This window comes from Streptomyces sp. NPDC003077 (genome assembly GCF_040611095.1).
Lineage (GTDB): Bacteria > Actinomycetota > Actinomycetes > Streptomycetales > Streptomycetaceae > Streptomyces.
This window is the reverse complement of sequence record NZ_JBEXNM010000013.1, coordinates 65,218-86,186: the sequence shown is the minus strand read 5'-3', so window position 1 is coordinate 86,186 and position 20,969 is coordinate 65,218. Positions and strand designations below refer to the sequence as shown.

The window sequence follows — 20,969 nt, the reverse complement described above, 5'->3', positions numbered from 1 at the left end:
GCGAATTCCCGTCGACGTGACAACGGTGACGGCCGTGGCGACCGCGCACACCCGCGGAGACCACGGCTACGCCGCGAACGGAGCGCACCACGCGGCGAGGCGATCGGCGCGGCCGGAACGGCGACCGCGCTCCCGCCCCGCCGCGACCACCACCATGCGCGGCAACCGCCTCCCGACGAGGCGGCCGTCAGCGCGGACACGGTCGTCGGCTGCGGACGCGGTCGTCAACCGCAGATGCGGTCGTCAGCCGCGTGTGCGGTCGTCACCGGACGAAGCAGGCGTCACGGAGCGAACGAATTCGCCCTTCTCCACAAGGAGTTCCCCATGAACGACCGACTGACACTCAGTCCTGATGCGGCACGGCAGCTCGCCACCGCCACCAAGACCACGCCCCAGATGCGCGGCATCACCCCGCGCTACCTGCTCCGCGCGCTCCCCTGGGTGGACGTCGAGTCGGGCGTCTACCGGGTCAACCGCCGCCGCACGTTCGTCCTGGGTGACGACCGGATCAGCACGTACACCGAAGAGGGCACCCACCACCTCGTCCCCGAGGACCTGCGCGAGGTGCCGTACCTGCGGCAGGCCGACGAGGGGCTGCTCACCGAACTCGCCCGCACCTGTCACGAAGTCAGCTTCGAGGCCGGCCAGATGCTGCTGAACGAGGGCGACCAGGCGGACCACCTCTGGATACTCGTCCGCGGCCGGGCCGAGAAGCGCGTGACCGGACGCTACGGCGAGGACGCGCTGCTGGAGGTCGTCGGCGACGGCCAGTTCTTCGACCTGGACGCCTGGTCCCGCAACGAAGCCATGCCCTACCGCGTACGGGCGCTGACGCCAGGCGTCGCGCTGCGCATCGACCGTTCCGCGCTCGCCCGCGTCGCCGAGCGGGACGAGACGCTGCGCACGGCGCTGGACCGGCACTGCAGCGGCGAGGGGCCGACGCCCGGCGCCGAGGTCCCGGTGGACCTGGCCGCCGGTCACGTCGGCGAACCGGCGCTGCCGGGCACGTACGTGGAGTACGAGGACGCGCCGCGCGAGTACCACATGAGCCTGGCGCAGACCGTGCTGCGCGTGCACACCCGGGTCGCCGACCTCTACAACCAGCCCATCGACCAGACCCGCGCGCAGACCAACCTGACCGTCGAGGCGCTGCGCGAGCGCCAAGAGGCGATGATCCTGAACCACCCGGACTTCGGCCTGTTCAACAACGTCGCGCCGGGCCAGCGCGTCCAGGCGCGCACCGGCTCGCCCACCCCCGACGACCTGGACGAACTGCTGGCCAAGGTCTGGAAGCAGCCCGCCTACTTCGTCGCGCACCCGCGGGCGATCGCGGCGTTCGGGCGGGAATGTACCCGCCGGGGTGTGCCCCCGGTGACCGACAGCCGGTTCGGCAGTCCGCTGCTGACCTGGCGCGGCGTGCCGCTGCTCCCCTCGGACAAGGTGGGCCTCAACGGACCCGACGGCGCGGGGACGACGGAGATCCTGCTGATGCGGGTCGGCGAGGCCGAGCAGGGCGTGGTGGGCCTGCGCCCGTCCTCGGTGCCGGACGAGGCCGAACCGGGCCTGTCCATACGAAACATGGGCGTCGACCAGAAGGCCATCACCTCGTACCTGGTGACGGCCTACTTCAACGCGGCCGTCCTGGTCGAGGACGCGCTCGCGGTGCTCCAGGGTGTCGAGGTGTCCAACTACCATGACTATTCCTGATCTTTCGGGGCTCTTCGGGCGGCCTCCGGCCGATCCGCAACCGAAGCAGGAGACGCGGACGACCACGACTCCGGCCCCGGGCACCGCGGACCCGCAGGCGAACCAGCCCGCGGTGAACGGCCGGTCCACGGCCGCGCCGAACGGGCAGTCCACGGCCGCGCCGAACGGGCAGACCGGGCAGGCCGGGCAGACGCAGGCCGCTCCGGTGGCCGGCCAGGTGCCGGGGCTTCAGGTCCCGGGGGTGCAAGTGCCCGGGGTCCAGGTCCCGGGAGTGCAGGGCTTGGGCTCGCTCCCCGGCGCATCGGTCCCCGGCGCCTCCGTCCCTGGCGCATCGGTGCCGGGGACGACAGCGGCTGCGGGCGCGGTGCCGGGAGCGCCGTCCGGCACGGGCACGGCGGCCGGGATGACGGCCCCTACGGGTTCGGTGCCGGGCGTACCCCTTACGGGTTCGGTGCCGGGCGTCACGCCCTCCGGGACGGCCCCTACGGGTTCGACGACGGGGATGCCGAGCAACGGCTCCGTGGCGGGACTGCCGAGCAACGGGTCCATGGCAGGAATACCGAACACCGGCTCCGTGCCAGGGCTGCCGAACACCGGCTCCCTACCGGGAACGCCGACCGTGCCCGGCGCACCCACCGCCCCCGGCGTGCCCTCACCCATGGACATCACCGCCCTGACCGGCCTCGTCACCGCCCTCCTCACATCGCTCCCGAGTACGGCGACGGCGCAGGCCCCGCCGATGGCCACCCCGACCGTCCCGGCCACCGTCCCCACCACGGGCGCGGTCCCGACGGCGGGTGACGCGTCCACGACCACGGGCATCCCCTACGGGACGCCCTCCACGATCCCCACCGGGGCGGTCACCGGAACCGGGACCGGAACCTCCACCCCTTACGGGACCCCGTACGCCAACCCGACCCCCTCCGGCCCGCACGCGCCCGGCGCCTTCACCCCGGAAACGGCCCGGCAGGACTTCCCGATCCTGCACCGGACCGTGAACGGGCACCCGCTGGTCTGGCTGGACAACGGCGCCACCACCCAGAAGCCCCGCCAGGTGATCGAGGCGCTCGCCGCGTACTACGGCGTGATGAACTCCAACATCCACCGGGGCGCCCACACCATGGCCAGGGAGGCCACCGAGGCGTACGAAGGGGGGCGGGCCGCGGTCGCCGACTTCCTGGGCGCCGCCTCACCCGACTCCATCGTCTTCGTGCGCGGCACCACGGAGGCCATCAACCTCGTCGCGCAGACCTGGGGCAAGGCGAACATCGGTCCCGGGGACGAGATCCTGGTCCCCGTCCTGGAACACCACTCCAACATCGTCCCGTGGCAGATGCTCGCCGCGGACCGGCACGCGCGCGTGGTGCCGGTCCCCCTGCTGCCGGACGGCCAGATCGATCTGAACGCCTACGCCGACCTCCTGTCCGTCCGGACCCAGCTCGTCGCGCTCAGCCATGCCTCCAACGTGCTGGGCACCGTCCCGCCGGTCCGGGAGATGACCGCGCTGGCGCACCGCTACGGGGCGAAGGTCCTGGTCGACGGGGCGCAGGCGGTGGCCCACTTCCCGGTGGACGTCCAGGCCCTGGACGCCGACTTCTACGCCTTCTCCGGCCACAAGCTCTTCGGCCCCACGGGGATCGGCGCGCTGTACGGGAAGCCGGAGGTGCTGGCCACCATGGCGCCCTGGCAGGGCGGCGGCAACATGATCGAATCCGTCTCCTTCGACCGCACCACCTACGCCCCCGAACCGCACCTCTTCGAGGCCGGCACGGGGCACATCTCGGGCGTGGTCGGCCTGCTGTCGGCCCTGAACTGGCTGACGTCCTTCGACCGCCAGGCCGTCGCCGCGTACGAGACCGCCCTGACGCAGTACGCCCAGCAGGCCCTGGCCACCGTCCCGGGCCTGAGCATCCTGGGCACGGCCCCCGAACGGATCTCCGTCCTCACCTTCACCCTGGCGGGCGTGGACCCGGCCACCATCGCCGACTGGCTCGACCGCGACGGCATCGCCATCCGTTCCGGCCACCACTGCGCCCAACCCGCCCTCAACCACTACGGCCTGGACAGCGCCGCCCGCGCCTCCCTGGCCCTCTACAACACGACCCAGGAGGTGGACATGCTCACGGAGTCGCTACGCCGACTCCAACAGACCACCGGCTGACCTCCGCCGCTCCCGACTCATGACCGAGCCGCCCGCCTGGGAAGGCGGGCGGCTCGGCCGGGGGCGAACCGGACGGCAGCCGTGCTCGTCCGCCCGGCGTTCAGCCGAGCTTCAGTAGGCCCACCCGGGCTTCCTGGCCCAGCGATGCCAAAGCGAGTCCGGGTCCTCCAAACCCACCGGATCCACCTCGCGCATACGCGCCAGGGCGTCAGGGATGTCCTCCGGCGGTTGTCGGTACGGGACCCCGCCCCCCGGATGGGCATTCATCCACTTCACACCGACGATGTAGAGGAAACGGGCGAAAGAATCGACATCCCGGTTCAACGTATACGGCTCGAAGGCCTCTTCGGGAAGGCAGTAGACCCGCCCCGAACAGCCGTCGAGGACCACATCGTCGTAACCGATACCTCCCAACCGGAACCAGCCCCTCGCCTCCGGCGGAAGGCCGTCCTCCCCGTTCTCGTCCTCCTCCGCGTCCAGGAAATCCCCGAGCCGCCGCAATCCTCCGTCCAACTCCTCGGCCCACCAGAAAGGGCACGCGTCACTGTCGGGAAGGCCGACTTCGGTCAGAAACGTTCGCGTGGGCGCGTGCGCTATTCCCTCGATCTGGGAAGACGACAGCCGCAGAATCTTCTCCGCCGCGTAGACCGACTCCAGCAACGACCGTGTCATGTCCGCCGACATGCAATTACCCCTCCCGCGCAGCTCACACGACGCCGCGCCATGCGTGTCCTCAGCCAAAGCCAAGCACCCTACAGAATTCCACCGGCCACATCCGTCAGAATCGCGTCCCACAGGGAATTGAGCGGCTCGAAGGCCGCGCCGTCCACCCGTGCCAGCTCCCGTTCGACGCGCTCGGCGATTTCTTCCAACGCGTCGACATACGCGTCTCCGTCCACCTCGGCGTCGTCCATGGCGGCCAGTTCGCGTGCATAGCACTTGTGGAGCAGACATATCCCGTACGTCAGGGACGAGAGGTCACTGTGCACCAGCTCCCACGTGCCGCCGAGCGTGTCGGCCAGATAGACCGCTCCGGAAGCTCCGTCCAGGGTCAGATGATTGTCGACCGCGCGCCCGAGCAGGAACAGTCGATCCAAAGGAACGGGGGGTTCGCCCAAAGCCTCCACTTCGTACGCGGCAACGGACGCGGTGAGCGGCGGCAAACGCCACGGTGGCCCAGGGAACGCGAAAGGCATTCCCGTGATGACGGGTATGCCCACGTCGGCCAGGAACTCCCGCGTTCCGGTATGCGTCAACTGCGGGGGCTGCATGCCGGTGGGCACGCGGAGTACGTGTCCGGCCTCGCCGAAGACATCCCGGTCGCCGGGGCTGATGGGGCACAGCATCCAGACCCTCACAACTTTCGTACTGGAAGCGCGTCAAGCCGAACCCCCGCTACTCTGCCATGCCGCCCGGAGCCCGTAAGTCGGCCCCTGTGCACCGGAAACCCGCCCATGCGGCACATGTGCGCCAGTGCGTCCGCGCGCAGCGAGTTTCACGAAAAGAAGCGAGGACGAACGACATAACCGTCCGCCCCCGCTCGCCCGGCAATCAACGCCCCTAAGCCGACACCGGCCGCTGCGCCCGAATCGACTGCAGCAGCCCTATCGCGATCCACACCGCGAACATCGACGTGCCTCCGTAGGACACGAACGGCAGCGGCAGGCCCGTCACCGGCATGATGCCCAGCGTCATGCCGATGTTCTCGAAGGCCTGGAAGGAGAACCAGGCGATGATGCCGACGGCGACGATCGTGCCGTAGAGCTCCGTGGTCTCGTGGGCGATGCGGCAGGCGCGCCACAGGACGATGCCGAGGAGGACGATGATCAGGCCCGCGCCGAGGAAGCCGAGTTCCTCGCCGGCGACGGTGAAGATGAAGTCCGTCTGCTGTTCGGGGACGAACTGGCCGGTGGTCTGGCTGCCGTGGAAGAGGCCGGAGCCGGTCAGGCCGCCGCTGCCGATGGCGATGCGGGCCTGGTTGGTGTTGTAGCCGACGCCCGCGGGGTCCAGGCTCGGGTTGGCGAAGGCGGCGAAGCGGGCGATCTGGTACTCGTCCAGGAGGTCGAGCTGCCAGATCAGCAGGCAGCCGACGACGCCGGCGCCGAGGAGGCCGAGGATCCAGCGGTTGGAGGCGCCGGAGGCGAGCAGGACACCGAGGATTATGGCGCCGAGGACCATGACGGAGCCGAGGTCCGGCATCAGCATGATGATGGCGACGGGGAGCGCCGCCAGGGCCAGGGCCTGGATGACGGCGCGGTGGTCGGGGTGCGGGCGGTCGCCCGCGTCGACGCGGGAGGCCAGGATCATCGCCATGCCGAGCGCGATGGTGATCTTCGCGAACTCGGCCGGCTGGAGGGAGAACCCGCCGGGGATCGCCAGCCACGACCGCGAGCCGTTGATGGTGGCGCCGAGCGGGGTCAGGACGAGGATGGCGAGGATGACGGACAGGCCGTACAGGACCGGGATGACGCCGCGCAGCGTGCGGTGGCCCAGCCAGACGGCGCCGGCGGCCAGGGCGAGGCCGATGCCGGTGTTGAGGAGGTGGCGGAAGAGGAAGTGGTACGGGTCGCCGTGGTTGAGCTCGGTGCGGTTGCGGGTGGCGGAGTAGACCAGGATCGCGCCCATGAGGGACAGCGCCAGGCAGGCCAGGATCATGACCCAGTCCAGGCGCCGCACCACCGAGTCGCGGGCGGTGAGCTTGCTCCAGGTGCCGCGGTCGGGGCTGTAGCGGCGGACGGTGTAGCGGCTGACGGAGGAGGAGCTGGTCATCGGTCCCGCCTCCCGGCTGTCGCGGGTTGCCCGGCGCTGGAGGGTTCGCCGGGCGGCAGACCGGCATCGGGGCCGGTGCCTGGGGACTGGCCGCTCGCGGGCGTGGCAGCGGCCCCCGAAGGGCCACCCGAAGGCCCACCGGACGGCCCGTCCGACGGCCCACCGGACGGCTCGCCCGCACCGGCCTGCGCGCCCGCCCCGCCCCCGTCCCCGGACGCACGACCGTCCCCGGACGCCCCCACGTAATCCACCGACGTGACCGGCTGGGCCTTGATCGTCCCGTCGTCCTGGATGGCGGGCAGCTTGGACTCGGGCTTCGGCAGCAGCGCGCGCTTGTTGTCGATCTTGCCCTTGTCGTCCACGCCGTACAGCGCGTTGTAGATCTTGCGGACGGCGGGGCCGGAGGCCCCCGAGCCCGTACCACCCTGACTGATGGTCATGATGACGGTGTAGTCCTTGGTGTACGTGGCGAACCACGACGTCGTCTGCTTGCCGTGGACCTCGGCGGTGCCGGTCTTGGCGTGCATCGGGATCTTGTCCTGCGGCCAGCCGCCGAACCGCCAGGCCGCCGTGCCGCGGGTGGCGACGCCGGCCAGCGCGCCGTCGATCTGGCGCAGCGTCCGGGCGTTCACCGGGAGCCTGCCGTGGGAGGTGGGCTTGATCTCCTGGACGTGCTTGCCGTCGGGGCTGACGACCGCCTTGCCGACGGTGGGGTTGTAGAGCGTGCCGCCGTTGGCGATGGCCGCGTAGATCGTCGCCATCTGTATCGGCGTGACGAGGGTGTCGCCCTGGCCGATGGAGTAGTTGACGGAGTCACCGGCGCGCATCTTGTTGCCTTCGAGGCAGTTCTCGTACGAGAGCTGCTGGATGTAGGTGCCGCCCTTCTTGCCGACCTTGCACCAGACGTCCTTGTTGGCCTCCCAGAACTTCTTCTTCCACTCGCGGTCCGGGACCCGGCCGGTGACCTCGTTGGGGAGGTCGATGCCGGTCTCCTTGCCCAGCCCGAACTGGTGGGCGGTCTTGTAGAACCAGTCGCGGGGGTCCTTGGCCTTGTTGCCGCCGTCCTTCTGCCACTGCTGGTAGGCGAGGCTGTAGAAGACGGTGTCGCAGGAGACCTCCAGGGCGCGACCGAGACTGATCGGTCCGTAGCTCTTGGACTCGAAGTTCTTGAACACCTGGCCGCCGATGCTGAACGAGCTGGAGCAGTCGTAGCGGCCGTCGAAGTCGTACCCCGCGTTGACCGCCGCCGAGGTCGAGACGACCTTGAAGATCGAGCCGGGCGCGGCCTGTCCCTGGATGGCGCGGTTGAGCAGCGGGTAGTTGGAGTCCTTGCCGGTGAGCTTGGCGTAGTCCTTGGCGGAGATGCCGCCGACCCAGGAGTTGGGGTCGTAGGTGGGGTTGGAGGCCATGGAGATCACCCGGCCGGTCTTGTTCTCCATCACCACGACGGCGCCCGCGTCCGCCTCGTACTTGCGGCCGGTGTTGCGGTCGAACTCCTTGCGGGCGTCCTTCATCGCCTGGTTCAGCTCCCGTTCCGCTATGGCCTGCACGCGGGCGTCGATGCTGGTGACGACGTTGGCGCCGGGCACGGCCGGGTCGCTCTTGGCCTTGCCGATGACGCGGCCGAGGTTGTCCACCTCGTAGCGGGTGACGCCCGCCTTGCCGCGCAGCTCGCTGTCGTAGGTGCGCTCCAGCCCGGAGCGGCCGATCTGGTCCGAGCGCAGCAGCGGGGAGCGGGAGTTCTTGGCCTTCTGGATCTCCTCGTCGGTGACGGGCGAGAGGTAGCCGAGGACCTGGGCGGTGTTGGCCTTCCCGGGGGCGGCGTAGCGGCGGACGGCGGTGGGCTCGGCGGAGATGCCGGGGAAGTCCTCGGCGCGCTCGCGGATCTGGAGGGCCTGCTGGGTGGTGGCCTCGTCGGTGATGGGGATCGGCTGGTAGGGCGAGCCGTTCCAGCAGGGCTGCGGGGTCTTGGCATCGCACAGCCGGACCTTGTTGCGGATCTCCTGCTCCGGCATGCCCAGGACCTTGGCCAGCCGGCCGAGGACGGCCTTCCCGTCGTCCTTCATCTTCAGCAGCTCGGTGCGGCTGGCCGAGACGACCAGGCGGGTCTCGTTGTCGGCGAGCGGCACGCCCCGGGCGTCGAGGATGGCGCCGCGCGGGGCCGGGTCGACGACCTGCTGGACGTGGTTGCTGGCGGCCTCGTCCGCGTACTCCTGGCCGTTGCGGATCTGGAGGTACCACAGCCGCCCGCCGAGGGTGAGCAGCAGCGAGAAGACCAGGATCTGGATGGTGATCAGGCGGGTCCGGACGCGCGGGGTGCGCCCGGTCTCGGGAAGGTTGCTCACAGTCGCTTGACCCCCTTGATGCGTCCGGCCTTGTCCCGGGAGGACCCGCCGAGCAGCCCGCCACGCCGGCCGCCGACGCGGTCCACCTTGGACGTGCGGATCGTGCGGCTCGCCTTGAGGCCCTTGCTGTTGCCCAGCCAGCCGTAGGCGTTGTCCGCCTTGGTGGCGGTGCCGCCGGAGGAGCCGGAGCCGTCCCCGGCCAGCGGGTCGTTCTCCGAACGCCGGGCCAGCGCCATGACCAGCGGCACGGCGAACGGCGCGAGCAGCAGATCGTAGAGCGCGGCGGTGAACAGCAGGCTCACCAGCCCCACATGACGGGCCGCGGTGTCCCCCACCAGGGCGCCGACGCCCGCGTACAGCAGGGTGGAGCCGATGGCGGCGGCGACCACGACGATCAGCGGCATGGTGGCCGAGCGGTGCCGCCCGTTCTCGGGCCTCGTCAGGCCGGCGATGTAGCCGATGACGCAGAGCACCAGCGCGTACCGGCCCACCGCGTGGTCGGAGGGCGGCGTGAGGTCCGCGAGCAGCCCGGCGCCGAAGCCGACGAGCGCGCCGCCGACGTGCCCGTAGACCAGCGCGAGCCCCAGGACGGTGAGCAGCACCAGGTCCGGGACCGCGCCGGGCAGCTGGAGCCGTGCCAGCACGCCGACCTGCAGGACCAGGGCCACGACCACCAGCGCCGTGGAGAGCAGGATCCGGTTGATGCGCATCGGTCAGCTCCTGGGGGAAGCGCTCGCGGAGGGGTTGGGGGAGGCGGTCACGGTGACCGTCGGCGCGGGCTTGGGCTTGGCGGGCTTCGGCGGCAGGACGGTGTCGCGCGGGTCGGTGCGCGGCGCCTGGACGACCACGCCGACGACGTCGAGCTGGGAGAAGCCGACGTACGGCCGCACCTGGAGGGTCCGGGTCAGATCGCCCTTGGACGGCTCGACCTTGACGACCTGTCCGACCGGGACGCCCGGGACGAACGGCCGGTCGGCGCTGGAGCCGAACGTGACCAGGCGGTCGCCGCGCTTGACGTCGGCCCGGCCGTTGAGGAGCTGGACGCGCAGCGTGCGGTCGCCCTGGCCGGTGGCGAAGCCGATCTCGTTGGTCTTCTCCATGCGGGTGCCGACGGTGAAGTCCGGGTCGGTGGCGAGCAGGACGGTGGCGGTGCTCGGGCCGACCGTGGTGACCCGGCCGACCAGCCCGTCACCGTTGAGCACGGTCATGTCGCGGCGGATGCCGTCCCGGGACCCGGCGTCGATGGTGACCGTCCAGGAGAACCCCTGGGCCGCGCCGACGGCGATGACCTGGGCGCCCTTGATGCCGTACTGGCCGGCGCCGGCGGTCTTCAGGAGCTTGTCCAGTTCGGCGGCGCGGTTGCGGTTGCGGTCGGAGGAGCCCAGACGCGCCTTCAGGGCGGCGTTCTCACGCTCCAGTTCGCTGATGCGGGTGTGGCGCTCGCCGGAGTCGCGGACCGCGCCCACGGCGTTGCCGATGGGGTCGACGACGGTGGCGACGCCCTTCTCGACCGGGCCGAAGGCCGAGGCCGCGACCTGCCGGACACCGTCGAGCGGGGACTGCTCGCCGCCGCGGATGTCCACCGTGATCAGTGCGAACGCGATCGCGACCAGCAGCACCAGGAGCAGCCGGCTCTCTCGTGTGTCCCTCACGTGCGGCGGCCGTGTCCTTCCTCGTAGGACCGGCCGGCTGCGGGTCCGGGCCGGTCTCGCTGGGAGAGCTTGGGGAGCGGCGGGCGCCGGGTGCGTCCCCTGGGGTGGGGCCGGTGGCTCCTGCCGTTGTGCCTGGATGGTGGCACGGACCCGAACGAGGCGGAGCGCCGGGTGGGTCGTGCCGTTGTCGTGCCGTTGGGTGGTGCGGGGGTGCGGAGCTTGTGGAGGTGGGGGTGGTGCGGGGGTGTGCGGAGCCGCGGGACCGGTCGCGGACGAGGTCGGGCCGGGGGTGCCGCGGCCGGTGCGCGGAGCGGTGGTGCGGAGGACGGGGTACGGAGCGGAGGGTGCGGGGCGGCCGGGGAGCGGGGTGCGGTGGTGTCGGTCGGACCGGTGGGGGTGGGCCGCGCGGGGACGGGGCCGGGGGTGCGGTTCTCGCTCCCCCGTTCGTTCCCGGGCGGCGGGGTGCCTGTATATCAGCGATCCGCCGTACGGAGTGGCAGCCACCCGTACGGCGGATCGGGCGAGCCGCTATCTGCGCGGCTGGGAGTCCAGGACCTGCTGGAGCGCCTCGAACTCCTCGACGCACTTGCCGGAGCCCAGCGCGACCGAGTCGAGCGGGTCCTCGGCGATGTGGATCGGCATGCCGGTCTCGCGGCGCAGCCGCTCGTCCAGGCCGCGGAGCAGGGCGCCGCCGCCGGTGAGGACGATGCCGCGGTCCATCACGTCGCCGGACAGCTCCGGCGGGCACTTGTCCAGCGTCGTCTTGACCGCGTCGACGATGGAGTTGACGGGTTCCTCGATGGCCTTGCGGACCTCGGCCGCCGAGATGACGACGGTCTTGGGGAGCCCGGAGACCAGGTCCCGGCCGCGGATCTCGGTGTGCTCGTCCTGTTCGAGGTCGTACGCCGAGCCGATGGTGATCTTGATGCTCTCGGCGGTGCGCTCACCCAGCAGAAGGCTGTACTCCTTCTTGATGTGCTGGATGATCGCGTTGTCCAGCTCGTCGCCCGCCACCCGGATGGACTGGGCGGTGACGATGCCGCCGAGCGAGATCACCGCGACCTCGGTCGTGCCGCCGCCGATGTCCACCACCATGTTGCCGGTGGCCTCGTGGACGGGCAGGCCCGAGCCGATCGCCGCGGCCATCGGCTCCTCGATGATGTGCACCTGGCGGGCACCGGCCTGCGTGGACGCCTCGATCACGGCGCGCCGCTCGACGCCCGTGATGCCGGACGGCACACAGACCACCACCCGCGGACGCGCGAGGTAACGGCGCTTGTGGATCTTGAGGATGAAGTACCGGAGCATCCGCTCGGTGATCTCGAAGTCGGCGATCACGCCGTCCTTCAGAGGCCGTACCGCGACGATGTTGCCGGGGGTCCGGCCGATCATCTTCTTCGCCTCGGCGCCCACGGCGAGGATGCCGCCGGTGTTGGTGTTGATGGCCACGACCGACGGCTCGTTGAGGACGATCCCACGACCCCTGACGTACACCAGCGTGTTGGCGGTCCCGAGGTCGACAGCCATGTCACGGCCGATGAACGACATGTTGTTCCCCATGAGGATACGTCTGGCCTTCCCAACTGGAGCGAATGCTTACTTGAGGTCGGCAGGTGTGGTGCGCCCTTGGGCGCGGAAGCTTCCATCGTAGTCTCGTGGTCTCACCCACTCGAACACGGTGCGAGGTTCCTCCGCCATTGTCGGCGGTACACGGATCCGCCTTCCTTAATGGGGACGCCGTGTCGCGCCGATGCGTTCCCCACATTCCGTTGCATATGCCAAAGGGCGACCGTTTTTCGCACGGTCGCCCCTGGTCAGGTGGGAAGCGATGGGCGGCGGATCAGGACAGGCCCGGGAAGAAAATCTTGATCTCCCGCTCCGCGGACTCCTCGCTGTCCGAGGCGTGGATGAGGTTCTCCCGCGTGATGGTCCCGTAGTCGCCCCGGATGGAACCGCTGGGCGCCTTGATCGGGTCGGTCGGCCCGGCGAGCGCGCGGACGCCCTCGATGACCCGCTCACCCTCCACGACCAGCGAGACGACCGGGCCGGATGACATGAACGCCACCAGCGGCTCGTAGAAATCGCGGCCGACGTGCTCGGCGTAGTGCTGCTCCAGGATGGCGCGATCCAGGGTCCGCAGCTCCATCGCGCTGACCGTCCAGCCCGCCTTCTTCTCGATGCGGCCGATGATCTCGCCGATCAGGCCGCGCCTGACCGCGTCCGGCTTGAGGAGTACGAGGGTGCGCTGGCTCATCGGTGCGGCTCCTTGCAGGCAAATCGATTGCGGTGAGCGAAGGGTACAGGGGGGCGGTGACGGGGTGTCATCCGGACCGGGAGCGTCATCCGGGCCGGGGGCGCGCCCGGCCGCTCCGGCGCGGGCGCGGGCCGCTCGGCGACCCCGCCGCACCGCAGACCCCGCCTCCGCGCCGCCCCTACGCCGTTTCCGCCCCCGCCTGCGCGGCCCACCGCGCCTTGGCCTCGTCCACCTTGCGGCCGAAGTGCACCGACGCCCACCACAGGGCGGCGAAGACCGGGCCGAGGAAGAACATCGTCGGCACGACGAAGCCGCTGGCGATCAGCCCGATCTGGAGGGCCCACCCGAGGGCCACGCCACCCGGCCGGCCGATCATCCCGCACAGCAGGACGGACAGCAGCATGGCGATGCCGCTGACCGTCCAGACCGTGCCGACGGGCACGTCGTACAGCCGCTGCGCCACCAGAGCCGCGAACCCGATGACGAAGAACTCGCCGATCAGCGTGCTCGAACACAGCGTGCGCATGGTGTCAGTTCCTTCCCAGGAGCAGTCGGGCCTCGCCGACCGTGATCACGGAGCCGGTGACCAGCACGCCCGCGCCGGAGAACTCGCCCTCCTCCTCGGCCAGCGTGATCGCCGCCTCCAGGGCGTCGTCCAGCCGCGGCTCGACCTGCACCCGCTCGGAGCCGAACACCTCCACGGCGATCGCCGCGAGCTCGTCCGGATCCATGGCCCGGTCGGTGGAGTTCCGCGTCACGACGACCTCGGCGAAGATCGGCTCGAACGCCTCCAGCAGGCCGCGGACGTCCTTGTCGGCGCTGGCCGCGACCACGCCGATCAGGCGGCTGAAGCCGAACGCCTCGGTGACCGCGTCGGCCGTCGCCCGCGCGCCCGCGGGGTTGTGCGCCGCGTCCAGCACGACGGTCGGGCTGCGGCGCACCACCTCCAGCCGGCCCGGCGAGGACACGGCGGCGAAGGCGGTGCGCACGGTGTCGATGTCCAGCGTGCGGGCGTGCTGCGAGCCGATGCCGAAGAACGCCTCGACGGCGGCCAGCGCCACCGCCGCGTTGTGCGCCTGGTGGGCGCCGTACAGCGGGAGGAAGACATCCGGGTACTCGCCGCCCAGGCCGCGCAGGGTCAGGAGCTGCCCGCCGACCGCGATCTCGCGGGAGAGCACGCCGAACTCCATGCCCTCGCGGGCGACCGTGGCGTCCACCTCGACGGCGCGCTTGAGCATGACGGACGCGGCGTCCACCGGCTGCTGGGCCAGCACGACCGTGGCGTCCTTCTTGATGATCCCGGACTTCTCGCCGGCGATCTCCTCGGGCGTGGTGCCCAGCCGGTCGGTGTGGTCCAGCGAGATCGGGGTGACGACGGCCACCGACCCGTCGATCACGTTCGTGGCGTCCCAGGTGCCGCCCATGCCGACCTCGACGACGGCGATGTCCACCGGCGCGTCCGCGAACGCGGCGTACGCCATGGCGGTGAGCACCTCGAAGAACGACAGGCGGTACTGCTGCTGCTCGTCGACCATCCGGATGTACGGCTCGATGTCCCGGTAGGTCTCGATGAACCGCTCGGCGGAGATCGGGGCGCCGTCCAGGCTGATCCGCTCGGTGACCGACTGGACGTGCGGGCTGGTGTACCGGCCGGTGCGCAGGTCGAAGGCGGACAGCAGGGCCTCGATCATGCGGGCCGTGCTCGTCTTGCCGTTGGTGCCGGTGATGTGGATGGAGGGGTACGAGCGCTGCGGGGAGCCGAGGATGTCCATCAGCTTCTCGATGCGCTCCACCGACGGGTCGAGCTTGGTCTCGCCCCAGCGGCCCGCCAGCTCGGTCTCGACCTCGCGCAGCGCGCGGTCCAGCTCGGGGTCCGTGGGGCGGGCGGGGACGCCGTCGCCCTGCGGCGGGCCGGTCTGCGCGCGCAGCGTCCGGCTGCCGGCCTCGATCACCGCCAGATCGGGGTCACGGTCGGTCTCCGCCTCGACCAGCTCGTCGAAGGCGTCGGCCGGGTCGGGAATCGGGTCGGGATCGTCGTTCTGGGGGCGCTCGCTCACGCGGAACAGTCTACGAGGGACCACTGACAGCGGTCGCGCCGCGCTGCGGAGCGCCGGGCTCCGGGGGGCGGGGACCAGGCGGCGGGCCGGGGGCGGGGGCGGGACGGCGGGGGCCGGGCGGCGCGGGGACGGGCGGCAGGGCCGGAAGCCAGGGGTCACCCGGCCGCCGGCCGCCCGTCACCCATCACCGTCACCCGTCACCCGTCACCCGTCACCCGTCACCCGTCACCCGAAGCGAAGCACCCCCGCAGCCCCCCTCGGGCACCCCCTCAGCCCCCTACTTCAACGCCGCCGCCATCATCGCCCGCGCGATCGGCGCCGCCAGCCCGTTGCCGGAGACCTCGTTGCGGGCCGCGTGGCCGTCCTCCACGACCACGGCCACCGCCACCTGGTGCCCCGCGTCGTCCTGCGCGTAGGAGACGAACCACGCGTAGGGCGTGCCCGCGTTGTCCACCCCGTGCTGGGCCGTACCGGTCTTGCCGCCGACCGTCAGCCCGCCGATCTTCGCGTTCGAGCCGGTGCCCTTCTCCACCACCGTCTGCATCGCCGACCGGAGCTGCTCGGCGGTGCGTCCGGAGACCGCCGTGCCGTACGTCTTCGGGGCCTTCTCCTCGATGGTGTTGCCGTCCCCGTCGGTGATCTTGTCGACCAGCTGCGGAGTCTTCAGCTCGCCTCCGTTGGCCAGGGCGGAGACGACCATGGCCATCTGGAGCGGCGTCGCCTGGTCGTCGAACTGGCCGATGCCGGACAGCGCGGTCTGCGCCTGGTCCATGCCGGAGGGGTAGACGCTCTTGGCGGCCCGTACGGGGGTGTCCACCTTCCCGTCGTTGAAGCCGAACTTCTCCGCCTGGGCCGCGACCTTCTTCTGGCCGAGGTCGGCGGCCATCTTGCCGAAGACGGTGTTGCAGGAGTACTGGAGCGCGGTGCGGATCGTCGCGTTCTCGCAGGGCGCCGACGCGCTCTCGTTGCGCAGCACGGTCCGGGTGCCGGGCAGGGTGTACGGGTCGGGGCTGGCGGTGGGCTGGTCCACGGACGTGTACAGGCCGTTCTCCAGCGCGGCGGCGGCCACCACGAGCTTGAAGGTGGACCCCGGCGGCAACGGCTGCCGCAGCGCCCGGTTGACGTTCGGCTTGGCCTCGTCCTGCTCCAGCGCCTGCCACGCCTTCTGGTCGGCGGTGCCGGACCCGGCGAACTTCCCCGGGTCGTACGAGGGCGTGCTGACCATGCCGAGGATCCGCCCGGTCGCCGGGTCGAGGGCGACGGCCGCGCCGGTCTTGCCGCCGAGCGCCTCGTAGCCGGCCTTCTGGACCTTCGGGTCGATGGTGGTGGCCACGTCGCCGCCCTTGGGGCGCTCGCGGGTCAGCGCGCCGGCCGGGTTCTTCAGACGGCTGTCGGTGCCGTCGAGGACGTCGGCGTACAGGCTCTCCAGCTGGGTGCTGCCGTACACCTGGGACGAGAACCCGGTGACGGGCGCGTACAGGGGCCCGTCCGTGTAGGTGCGCTTGTACTTCAGGTTGCCGGAGGTCGCGGCGGAGCCCGTCACCGGCTGCGCGCCGACCAGGATGTTGCCCAGGGGGCGGGCGTACTTGGCGATCGTCACCCGGGGGTTGTGCGGGTCCTTCTGGTACGTGCTCGCCGTCGCCCCCTGGATCCAGGTGGTCCAGGCGAGCAACGCGAGCACCAACGCGAGACAGAAGACCGAGACACGGCGCAGTGCTCTGTTCATAGGGGGCGGCGACTCCTCGCTGTGCTCTCGAAAGGGCATTCGTGCGCTTTTCCCGGAAAACGGCCGGAAACAGCCCTATGGTTCCGCCGCTACATGAGAGGTGGGTGAGAAAGCCTCGTAACGGAAAGTGAGAAATCACCGGTGCCCAGCGGAAACCTCCACCCCTCCTGATCACCGGGCCACTCCCCCCAGGGAGAATCCCCCAGGGCCCCGAGAGAGACCCGGCGCGGCCCCGGAAGACCTCAGCGGAAGAGCGGGAGCGGAACAGCGTGCGTATGCCGGCCATCAGTCAGCGGATGCACTTGGTGCTGCTGACCGCCTGGACCATCCTCTGGTTCGCCGTCGTCGAGCCGAACGGCGGCTTCTCCTGGCACTACCTGCGCACCGGCGGCGAGCTGATCTACCAGGGCTCCTCCGGTGACGGCACCGGCGGCCTCAACCTCTACGCGCACCACCCCGAGCTCCAGATGGGCCCGGTCAGCTTCCTGGTGGCGGGGCTGTTCAACCCGTTCCCGGAGCACACGGGGCAGTTCCTGGCGGCGGCCCTGATGTCCTTCCTCGGGCTCGTCATCCTGGTGCTCGCGGGCCGCAGCGCCGCCCAGCGGTTCCTGGGCTCGGGCATCAACCACCAGCGGCTGCGGCAGCGCGTCCTGATAGCCGGGCTCGCCTTCATCCCCATGTGGATCGAGGTCGCGGTCCGCTTCGGGCACCTGGACGACGTCCTCGCCCTGTTCTTCACGGCCCTGGCCGTGCGCTCGCTCACCCGCGGCAACGCCGCGCTGACCGGCGTCTTCCTCGCCCTGGCGATGGACTCCAAGCCCACCGCGCTGGCCTTCGTCCCGCTGCTGCTCGCCCTCCCGAAGGAGAAGTGGCTGCGGGCCGCACTGTGGTGCGCCGGTCTGGTGGCGGTGGCGTGGCTGCCGTTCTTCATCGTGGACGCGCAATCGTTCGCAGCCGCGAAGTTCGCCATACCGAACCACCCCGCGTCGGCGCTGCGCTGGCTCGGCGTCGGCGACCCGGAGACCCCCGGCTGGGACCGGCCCGCGCAGTTCGCGCTCGGCCTGGTGCTGGGGTGCCTGGCGGTGTGGCGCGGCCGGTGGGCGGCCGTGGTGCTGCTGGGCGCCAACGCCCGCATCGTCCTGGACCCGAGCGTCTACACGTACTACACGGCGTCCGTCCTGCTGGGCACCCTGCTGTGGGACGTGATCGGGCAACGGTGGCTGGTCCCGTGGTGGAGCTGGCTGGCGCTGATCATCCTGTACGGCAGCGTCTTCGTCGTCCCCAGCGACTCGGCCCGCGGCCTGATCCGGCTGGGCTTCGTCGCCCTCTCCACGGCCTACGTCCTGCTGTGGCCCGTACGGGAACGCGGCACCGGCAAGCGCCCACCGGGCCTGCCCGCGCGCACGCTCTCCCGGGTGTTCCCCACGGAGCCGCAGCCGACACCGAGCATCCCGGCGACGGAGCCGGCACCGGAGTCGGCCCCCGCACCGGGGACGCCGCCCGGGCGCTGACGGGGCCGGCGCCTCCCCATACGAACGGGGCGCGACCGGGAAATCCCGACCGCGCCCCGCGTCCGTCTCAAGGCCCTGGCGTCACGCCTTCGGCAGCGACTCCAGCTGCGCCGTGATGCGGGCGATGTCCGCCTCGGCCGTCTCCAGCCGCTTGCGGATCTTGTCCTTGACCTGGTCCGGCGCCTTGGCGAGGAACGCCTCGTTGCCGAGCTTGGCGGTGGTCTGCGCCTTCTCCTTCTCGGCGGCGGCCAGGTCCTTCGTCAGCCGCTTGCGCTCCGCCTCGACGTCGATGGCGCCGGACAGGTCCAGGGCCACCGTGGCCCCGGCGACCGGCAGCGACGCCGTGGCGGTGAAGCCCTCCTCGGCCGGCTGGAGGCGCAGCAGCGAGCGCATCGCGGCCTCGTGCGCGGCCAGCGCCGTGCCGTCCAGGTCCAGGCGGGCCGGGACCTTCTGGCCGGGCTGGAGGCCCTGGTCGGAGCGGAACCGGCGGACCTCGGTGACGACCTGCTGGACCGTCTCGATCTCCCGCTCGGCCGCCGCGTCGCGGAAGCCGCTGTCCTTGGGCCATTCGGCGACGACGACCGACTCGCGGCCGGTCAGCGCCGTCCACAGCGCCTCGGTGACGAACGGGACGATCGGGTGCAGCAGCCGCAGCGTGACGTCCAGCACCTCGCCGAGCACCCGGCGGGAGGCGTCGGCGGCCGGGCCGCCCGCGGCGAAGGTGGTCTTGGACAGTTCGACGTACCAGTCGAAGACCTCGTCCCACGCGAAGTGGAAGAGCGTGTCCGAGAGCTTGGCGAACTGGTAGTCGTCGTAGTACGCGTCCACCTCGGCGACGACCGTGTTCAGGCGGGAGAGGATCCACCGGTCGGTGGCCGACAGCTCCTCGGCCGGCGGCAGGTCGCCCTCCACCGTGGCGCCGTTCATGAGCGCGAAGCGGGTCGCGTTCCAGATCTTGTTGGCGAAGTTGCGGGAGCCCTGGACCCAGTCCTCGCCGATGGGCACGTCCACGCCCGGGTTGGCGCCGCGGGCGAGCGTGAAGCGGACGGCGTCCGATCCGTACTTGTCCATCCAGTCCAGCGGGTTGACCGCGTTGCCGAAGGACTTCGACATCTTCTTGCCGAACTGGTCACGGACCATGCCGTGCAGCGCGATCGTGTGGAACGGCGGGGTGCCGTCCATCGCGTACAGGCCGAACATCATCATCCGGGCGACCCAGAAGAAGAGGATGTCGTACCCGGTGACCAGCACGGAGTTCGGATAGAACTTCTCGACGCTCGGCGTCTTCTCGGGCCACCCCAGCGTGGAGAACGGCCACAGGCCGGAGGAGAACCAGGTGTCCAGGACGTCGGTGTCCTGCGTCCAGCCCTCGCCGGTGGGCGCCTCGTCATCCGGGCCGACGCACACGACCTCGCCGTTCGGGCCGTACCAGACCGGGATGCGGTGGCCCCACCACAGCTGGCGCGAGATGCACCAGTCGTGCAGGTTGTCCACCCAGCCGAAGTAGCGGGACTCCATCTCCTTGGGGTGGATGGCGACCTTGCCGTCGCGCACCGCGTCCCCGGCGGCCTTGGCCAGCGGGCCGACCTTGACCCACCACTGCATCGACAGCCGCGGCTCGATCGTCGTCTTGCAGCGCGAGCAGTGACCGACCGAGTGGGTGTACGGACGCTTCTCGGCGACGATGCGGCCCTCGGCGCGCAGCGCGGCCACGATGGCCGACCGGGCCTCGAAGCGGTCCAGGCCCTCGAACGGGCCGTGCGCGGTGATCACGCCGCGCTCGTCCAGGACGGTGAGGCTGGGCAGGTCGTGGCGGCGGCCGATCTCGAAGTCGTTCGGGTCGTGGGCCGGGGTGACCTTGACGGCGCCGGTGCCGAACGCGGGATCCACGTGGGTGTCCGCGACGACGGGGATGCGGCGGCCGGTCAGCGGCAGCTCGATCTCGGTGCCGACGAGGTGGGCGTACCGCTCGTCCTCGGGGTGCACCGCGACGGCGGTGTCACCGAGCATCGTCTCGGCGCGCGTGGTGGCCACGACGATGGACGCGTCGCCCTCGCCGTAGCGGATGGAGACCAGCTCGCCGTCGTCGTCCTGGTACTCCACCTCGATGTCGGAGATGGCCGTCAGGCAGCGCGGGCACCAGTTGATGATGCGCTCGGCGCGGTAGATCAGCTCGTCGTCGTAGAGCCGCTTGAAGATCGTCTGGACGGCCTTGGACAGGCCCTCGTCCATGGTGAAGCGCTCGCGCGACCAGGCCACGCCGTCGCCCAGGCGGCGCATCTGGCCGGAGATCTGCCCGCCGGACTCGGCCTTCCACTGCCACACCCGCTCGACGAACGCCTCGCGGCCCAGGTCGTGCCGGGACAGCCCGTCCTTGGCGAGCTCGCGCTCGACGACGTTCTGGGTGGCGATGCCGGCGTGGTCCATGCCGGGCTGCCACAGCGTCTCGTAGCCCTGCATCCGCTTGCGGCGGGTCAGCGCGTCGATCAGCGTGTGCTCGAACGCGTGGCCGAGGTGCAGGCTGCCGGTGACGTTCGGCGGCGGGATGACGATGGTGTACGGCGGCTTCTCGCTCTTCTCGTCCGCCTCGAAGTAACCCCGCTCTACCCAGCGCTCGTACAGCGGCCCCTCTACCTCGGCCGGCGCGTACTGGGTCGGCAGTTCGGGGGGGCTGGCTGGCTGATGCTGAGTGTTCTCGGTCACGAGGCAGATTGTACGGGCGCGGAAGTCGCGGCCTCGAATCGGTTTCGCCCCCGGAGCCCCGGCCGCCGGCCGCGTCGTACAGGA

General features: G+C 71.0%; 15 protein-coding genes. 3 read left to right on the top strand and 12 right to left on the bottom strand.

Annotation, left to right across the window (positions count from 1 at the left end):
- Positions 1 to 324: 324 nt before the first annotated feature.
- Positions 325 to 1,707 (top strand): family 2B encapsulin nanocompartment shell protein, encoded by a 1,383-nt coding sequence (locus ABZX96_RS12135; RefSeq protein WP_355542013.1) that lies wholly within the window; start codon positions 325 to 327, stop codon positions 1,705 to 1,707.
- A 547-nt stretch (positions 1,708 to 2,254) separates the two neighbouring features.
- Complete coding sequence (locus tag ABZX96_RS12130) at positions 2,255 to 3,868, top strand: SufS family cysteine desulfurase (protein WP_355542010.1); 1,614 nt, start codon at positions 2,255 to 2,257, stop codon at positions 3,866 to 3,868.
- Positions 3,869 to 3,979: 111 nt separating this feature from the next.
- On the opposite strand, the gene ABZX96_RS12125 is transcribed toward ABZX96_RS12130, so the two are convergent.
- The 11 genes from ABZX96_RS12125 to ABZX96_RS12075 all read right to left on the bottom strand — a co-directional run bounded on the left by ABZX96_RS12125 (position 3,980) and on the right by ABZX96_RS12075 (position 16,671).
- Positions 3,980 to 4,552 (bottom strand): SUKH-4 family immunity protein, encoded by a 573-nt coding sequence (locus ABZX96_RS12125; RefSeq protein ID WP_355542007.1) that lies wholly within the window; start codon positions 4,550 to 4,552, stop codon positions 3,980 to 3,982.
- Between the two features lie 68 nt (positions 4,553 to 4,620).
- The gene (locus tag ABZX96_RS12120; protein ID WP_355542004.1) at positions 4,621 to 5,214 is read right to left on the bottom strand and encodes an SUKH-4 family immunity protein; all 594 of its coding nucleotides are present in this window, start codon (positions 5,212 to 5,214) and stop codon (positions 4,621 to 4,623) included.
- 214 nt (positions 5,215 to 5,428) lie between these two features.
- Positions 5,429 to 6,637, bottom strand: a complete 1,209-nt coding sequence (rodA, locus tag ABZX96_RS12115; protein WP_355542001.1) for a rod shape-determining protein RodA — start codon at positions 6,635 to 6,637, stop codon at positions 5,429 to 5,431.
- Positions 6,634 to 8,982 (bottom strand): penicillin-binding protein 2, encoded by a 2,349-nt coding sequence (gene mrdA / locus ABZX96_RS12110; RefSeq protein ID WP_355541998.1) that lies wholly within the window; start codon positions 8,980 to 8,982, stop codon positions 6,634 to 6,636. The genes rodA and mrdA overlap by 4 nt, the downstream gene beginning before the upstream one ends.
- Positions 8,979 to 9,692, bottom strand: a complete 714-nt coding sequence (gene mreD / locus ABZX96_RS12105; protein ID WP_355541995.1) for a rod shape-determining protein MreD — start codon at positions 9,690 to 9,692, stop codon at positions 8,979 to 8,981. The genes mrdA and mreD overlap by 4 nt, the downstream gene beginning before the upstream one ends.
- Positions 9,693 to 9,695: 3 nt before the next feature.
- Positions 9,696 to 10,634, bottom strand: coding sequence for a rod shape-determining protein MreC (gene mreC / locus ABZX96_RS12100; protein WP_355541992.1), 939 nt, complete (start codon positions 10,632 to 10,634; stop codon positions 9,696 to 9,698).
- 528 nt (positions 10,635 to 11,162) lie between these two features.
- On the bottom strand, positions 11,163 to 12,182 hold the full coding sequence (locus tag ABZX96_RS12095; protein ID WP_003985182.1) for a rod shape-determining protein: 1,020 nt from the start codon (positions 12,180 to 12,182) through the stop codon (positions 11,163 to 11,165).
- 292 nt (positions 12,183 to 12,474) lie between these two features.
- Positions 12,475 to 12,888 carry a nucleoside-diphosphate kinase gene (ndk, locus tag ABZX96_RS12090; RefSeq protein ID WP_355541985.1) on the bottom strand — a complete coding sequence of 138 codons (414 nt, stop codon included), beginning with the start codon at positions 12,886 to 12,888 and terminating at the stop codon, positions 12,475 to 12,477.
- Positions 12,889 to 13,066: 178 nt separating this feature from the next.
- Entirely contained in the window at positions 13,067 to 13,414 is a 348-nt protein-coding gene (locus ABZX96_RS12085; protein WP_355541983.1) for a DUF4233 domain-containing protein, read from the bottom strand.
- A gap of 4 nt (positions 13,415 to 13,418) precedes the next feature.
- On the bottom strand, positions 13,419 to 14,945 hold the full coding sequence (locus ABZX96_RS12080; RefSeq protein ID WP_355541980.1) for a folylpolyglutamate synthase/dihydrofolate synthase family protein: 1,527 nt from the start codon (positions 14,943 to 14,945) through the stop codon (positions 13,419 to 13,421).
- A 277-nt stretch (positions 14,946 to 15,222) separates the two neighbouring features.
- Positions 15,223 to 16,671: a penicillin-binding protein 2 gene (locus tag ABZX96_RS12075; protein ID WP_355541977.1), complete on the bottom strand. Its 1,449-nt coding sequence runs from the start codon at positions 16,669 to 16,671 to the stop codon at positions 15,223 to 15,225.
- Between the two features lie 275 nt (positions 16,672 to 16,946).
- On the opposite strand from ABZX96_RS12075, the gene ABZX96_RS12070 reads away from it, so the two are divergent.
- Entirely contained in the window at positions 16,947 to 18,182 is a 1,236-nt protein-coding gene (locus ABZX96_RS12070; protein WP_355541974.1) for a hypothetical protein, read from the top strand.
- An 81-nt stretch (positions 18,183 to 18,263) separates the two neighbouring features.
- Here the strand turns inward: ABZX96_RS12070 and ABZX96_RS12065 are convergent, their stop codons facing one another.
- Positions 18,264 to 20,885, bottom strand: a complete 2,622-nt coding sequence (locus ABZX96_RS12065; RefSeq protein WP_355541971.1) for a valine--tRNA ligase — start codon at positions 20,883 to 20,885, stop codon at positions 18,264 to 18,266.
- Positions 20,886 to 20,969: the final 84 nt, after the last annotated feature.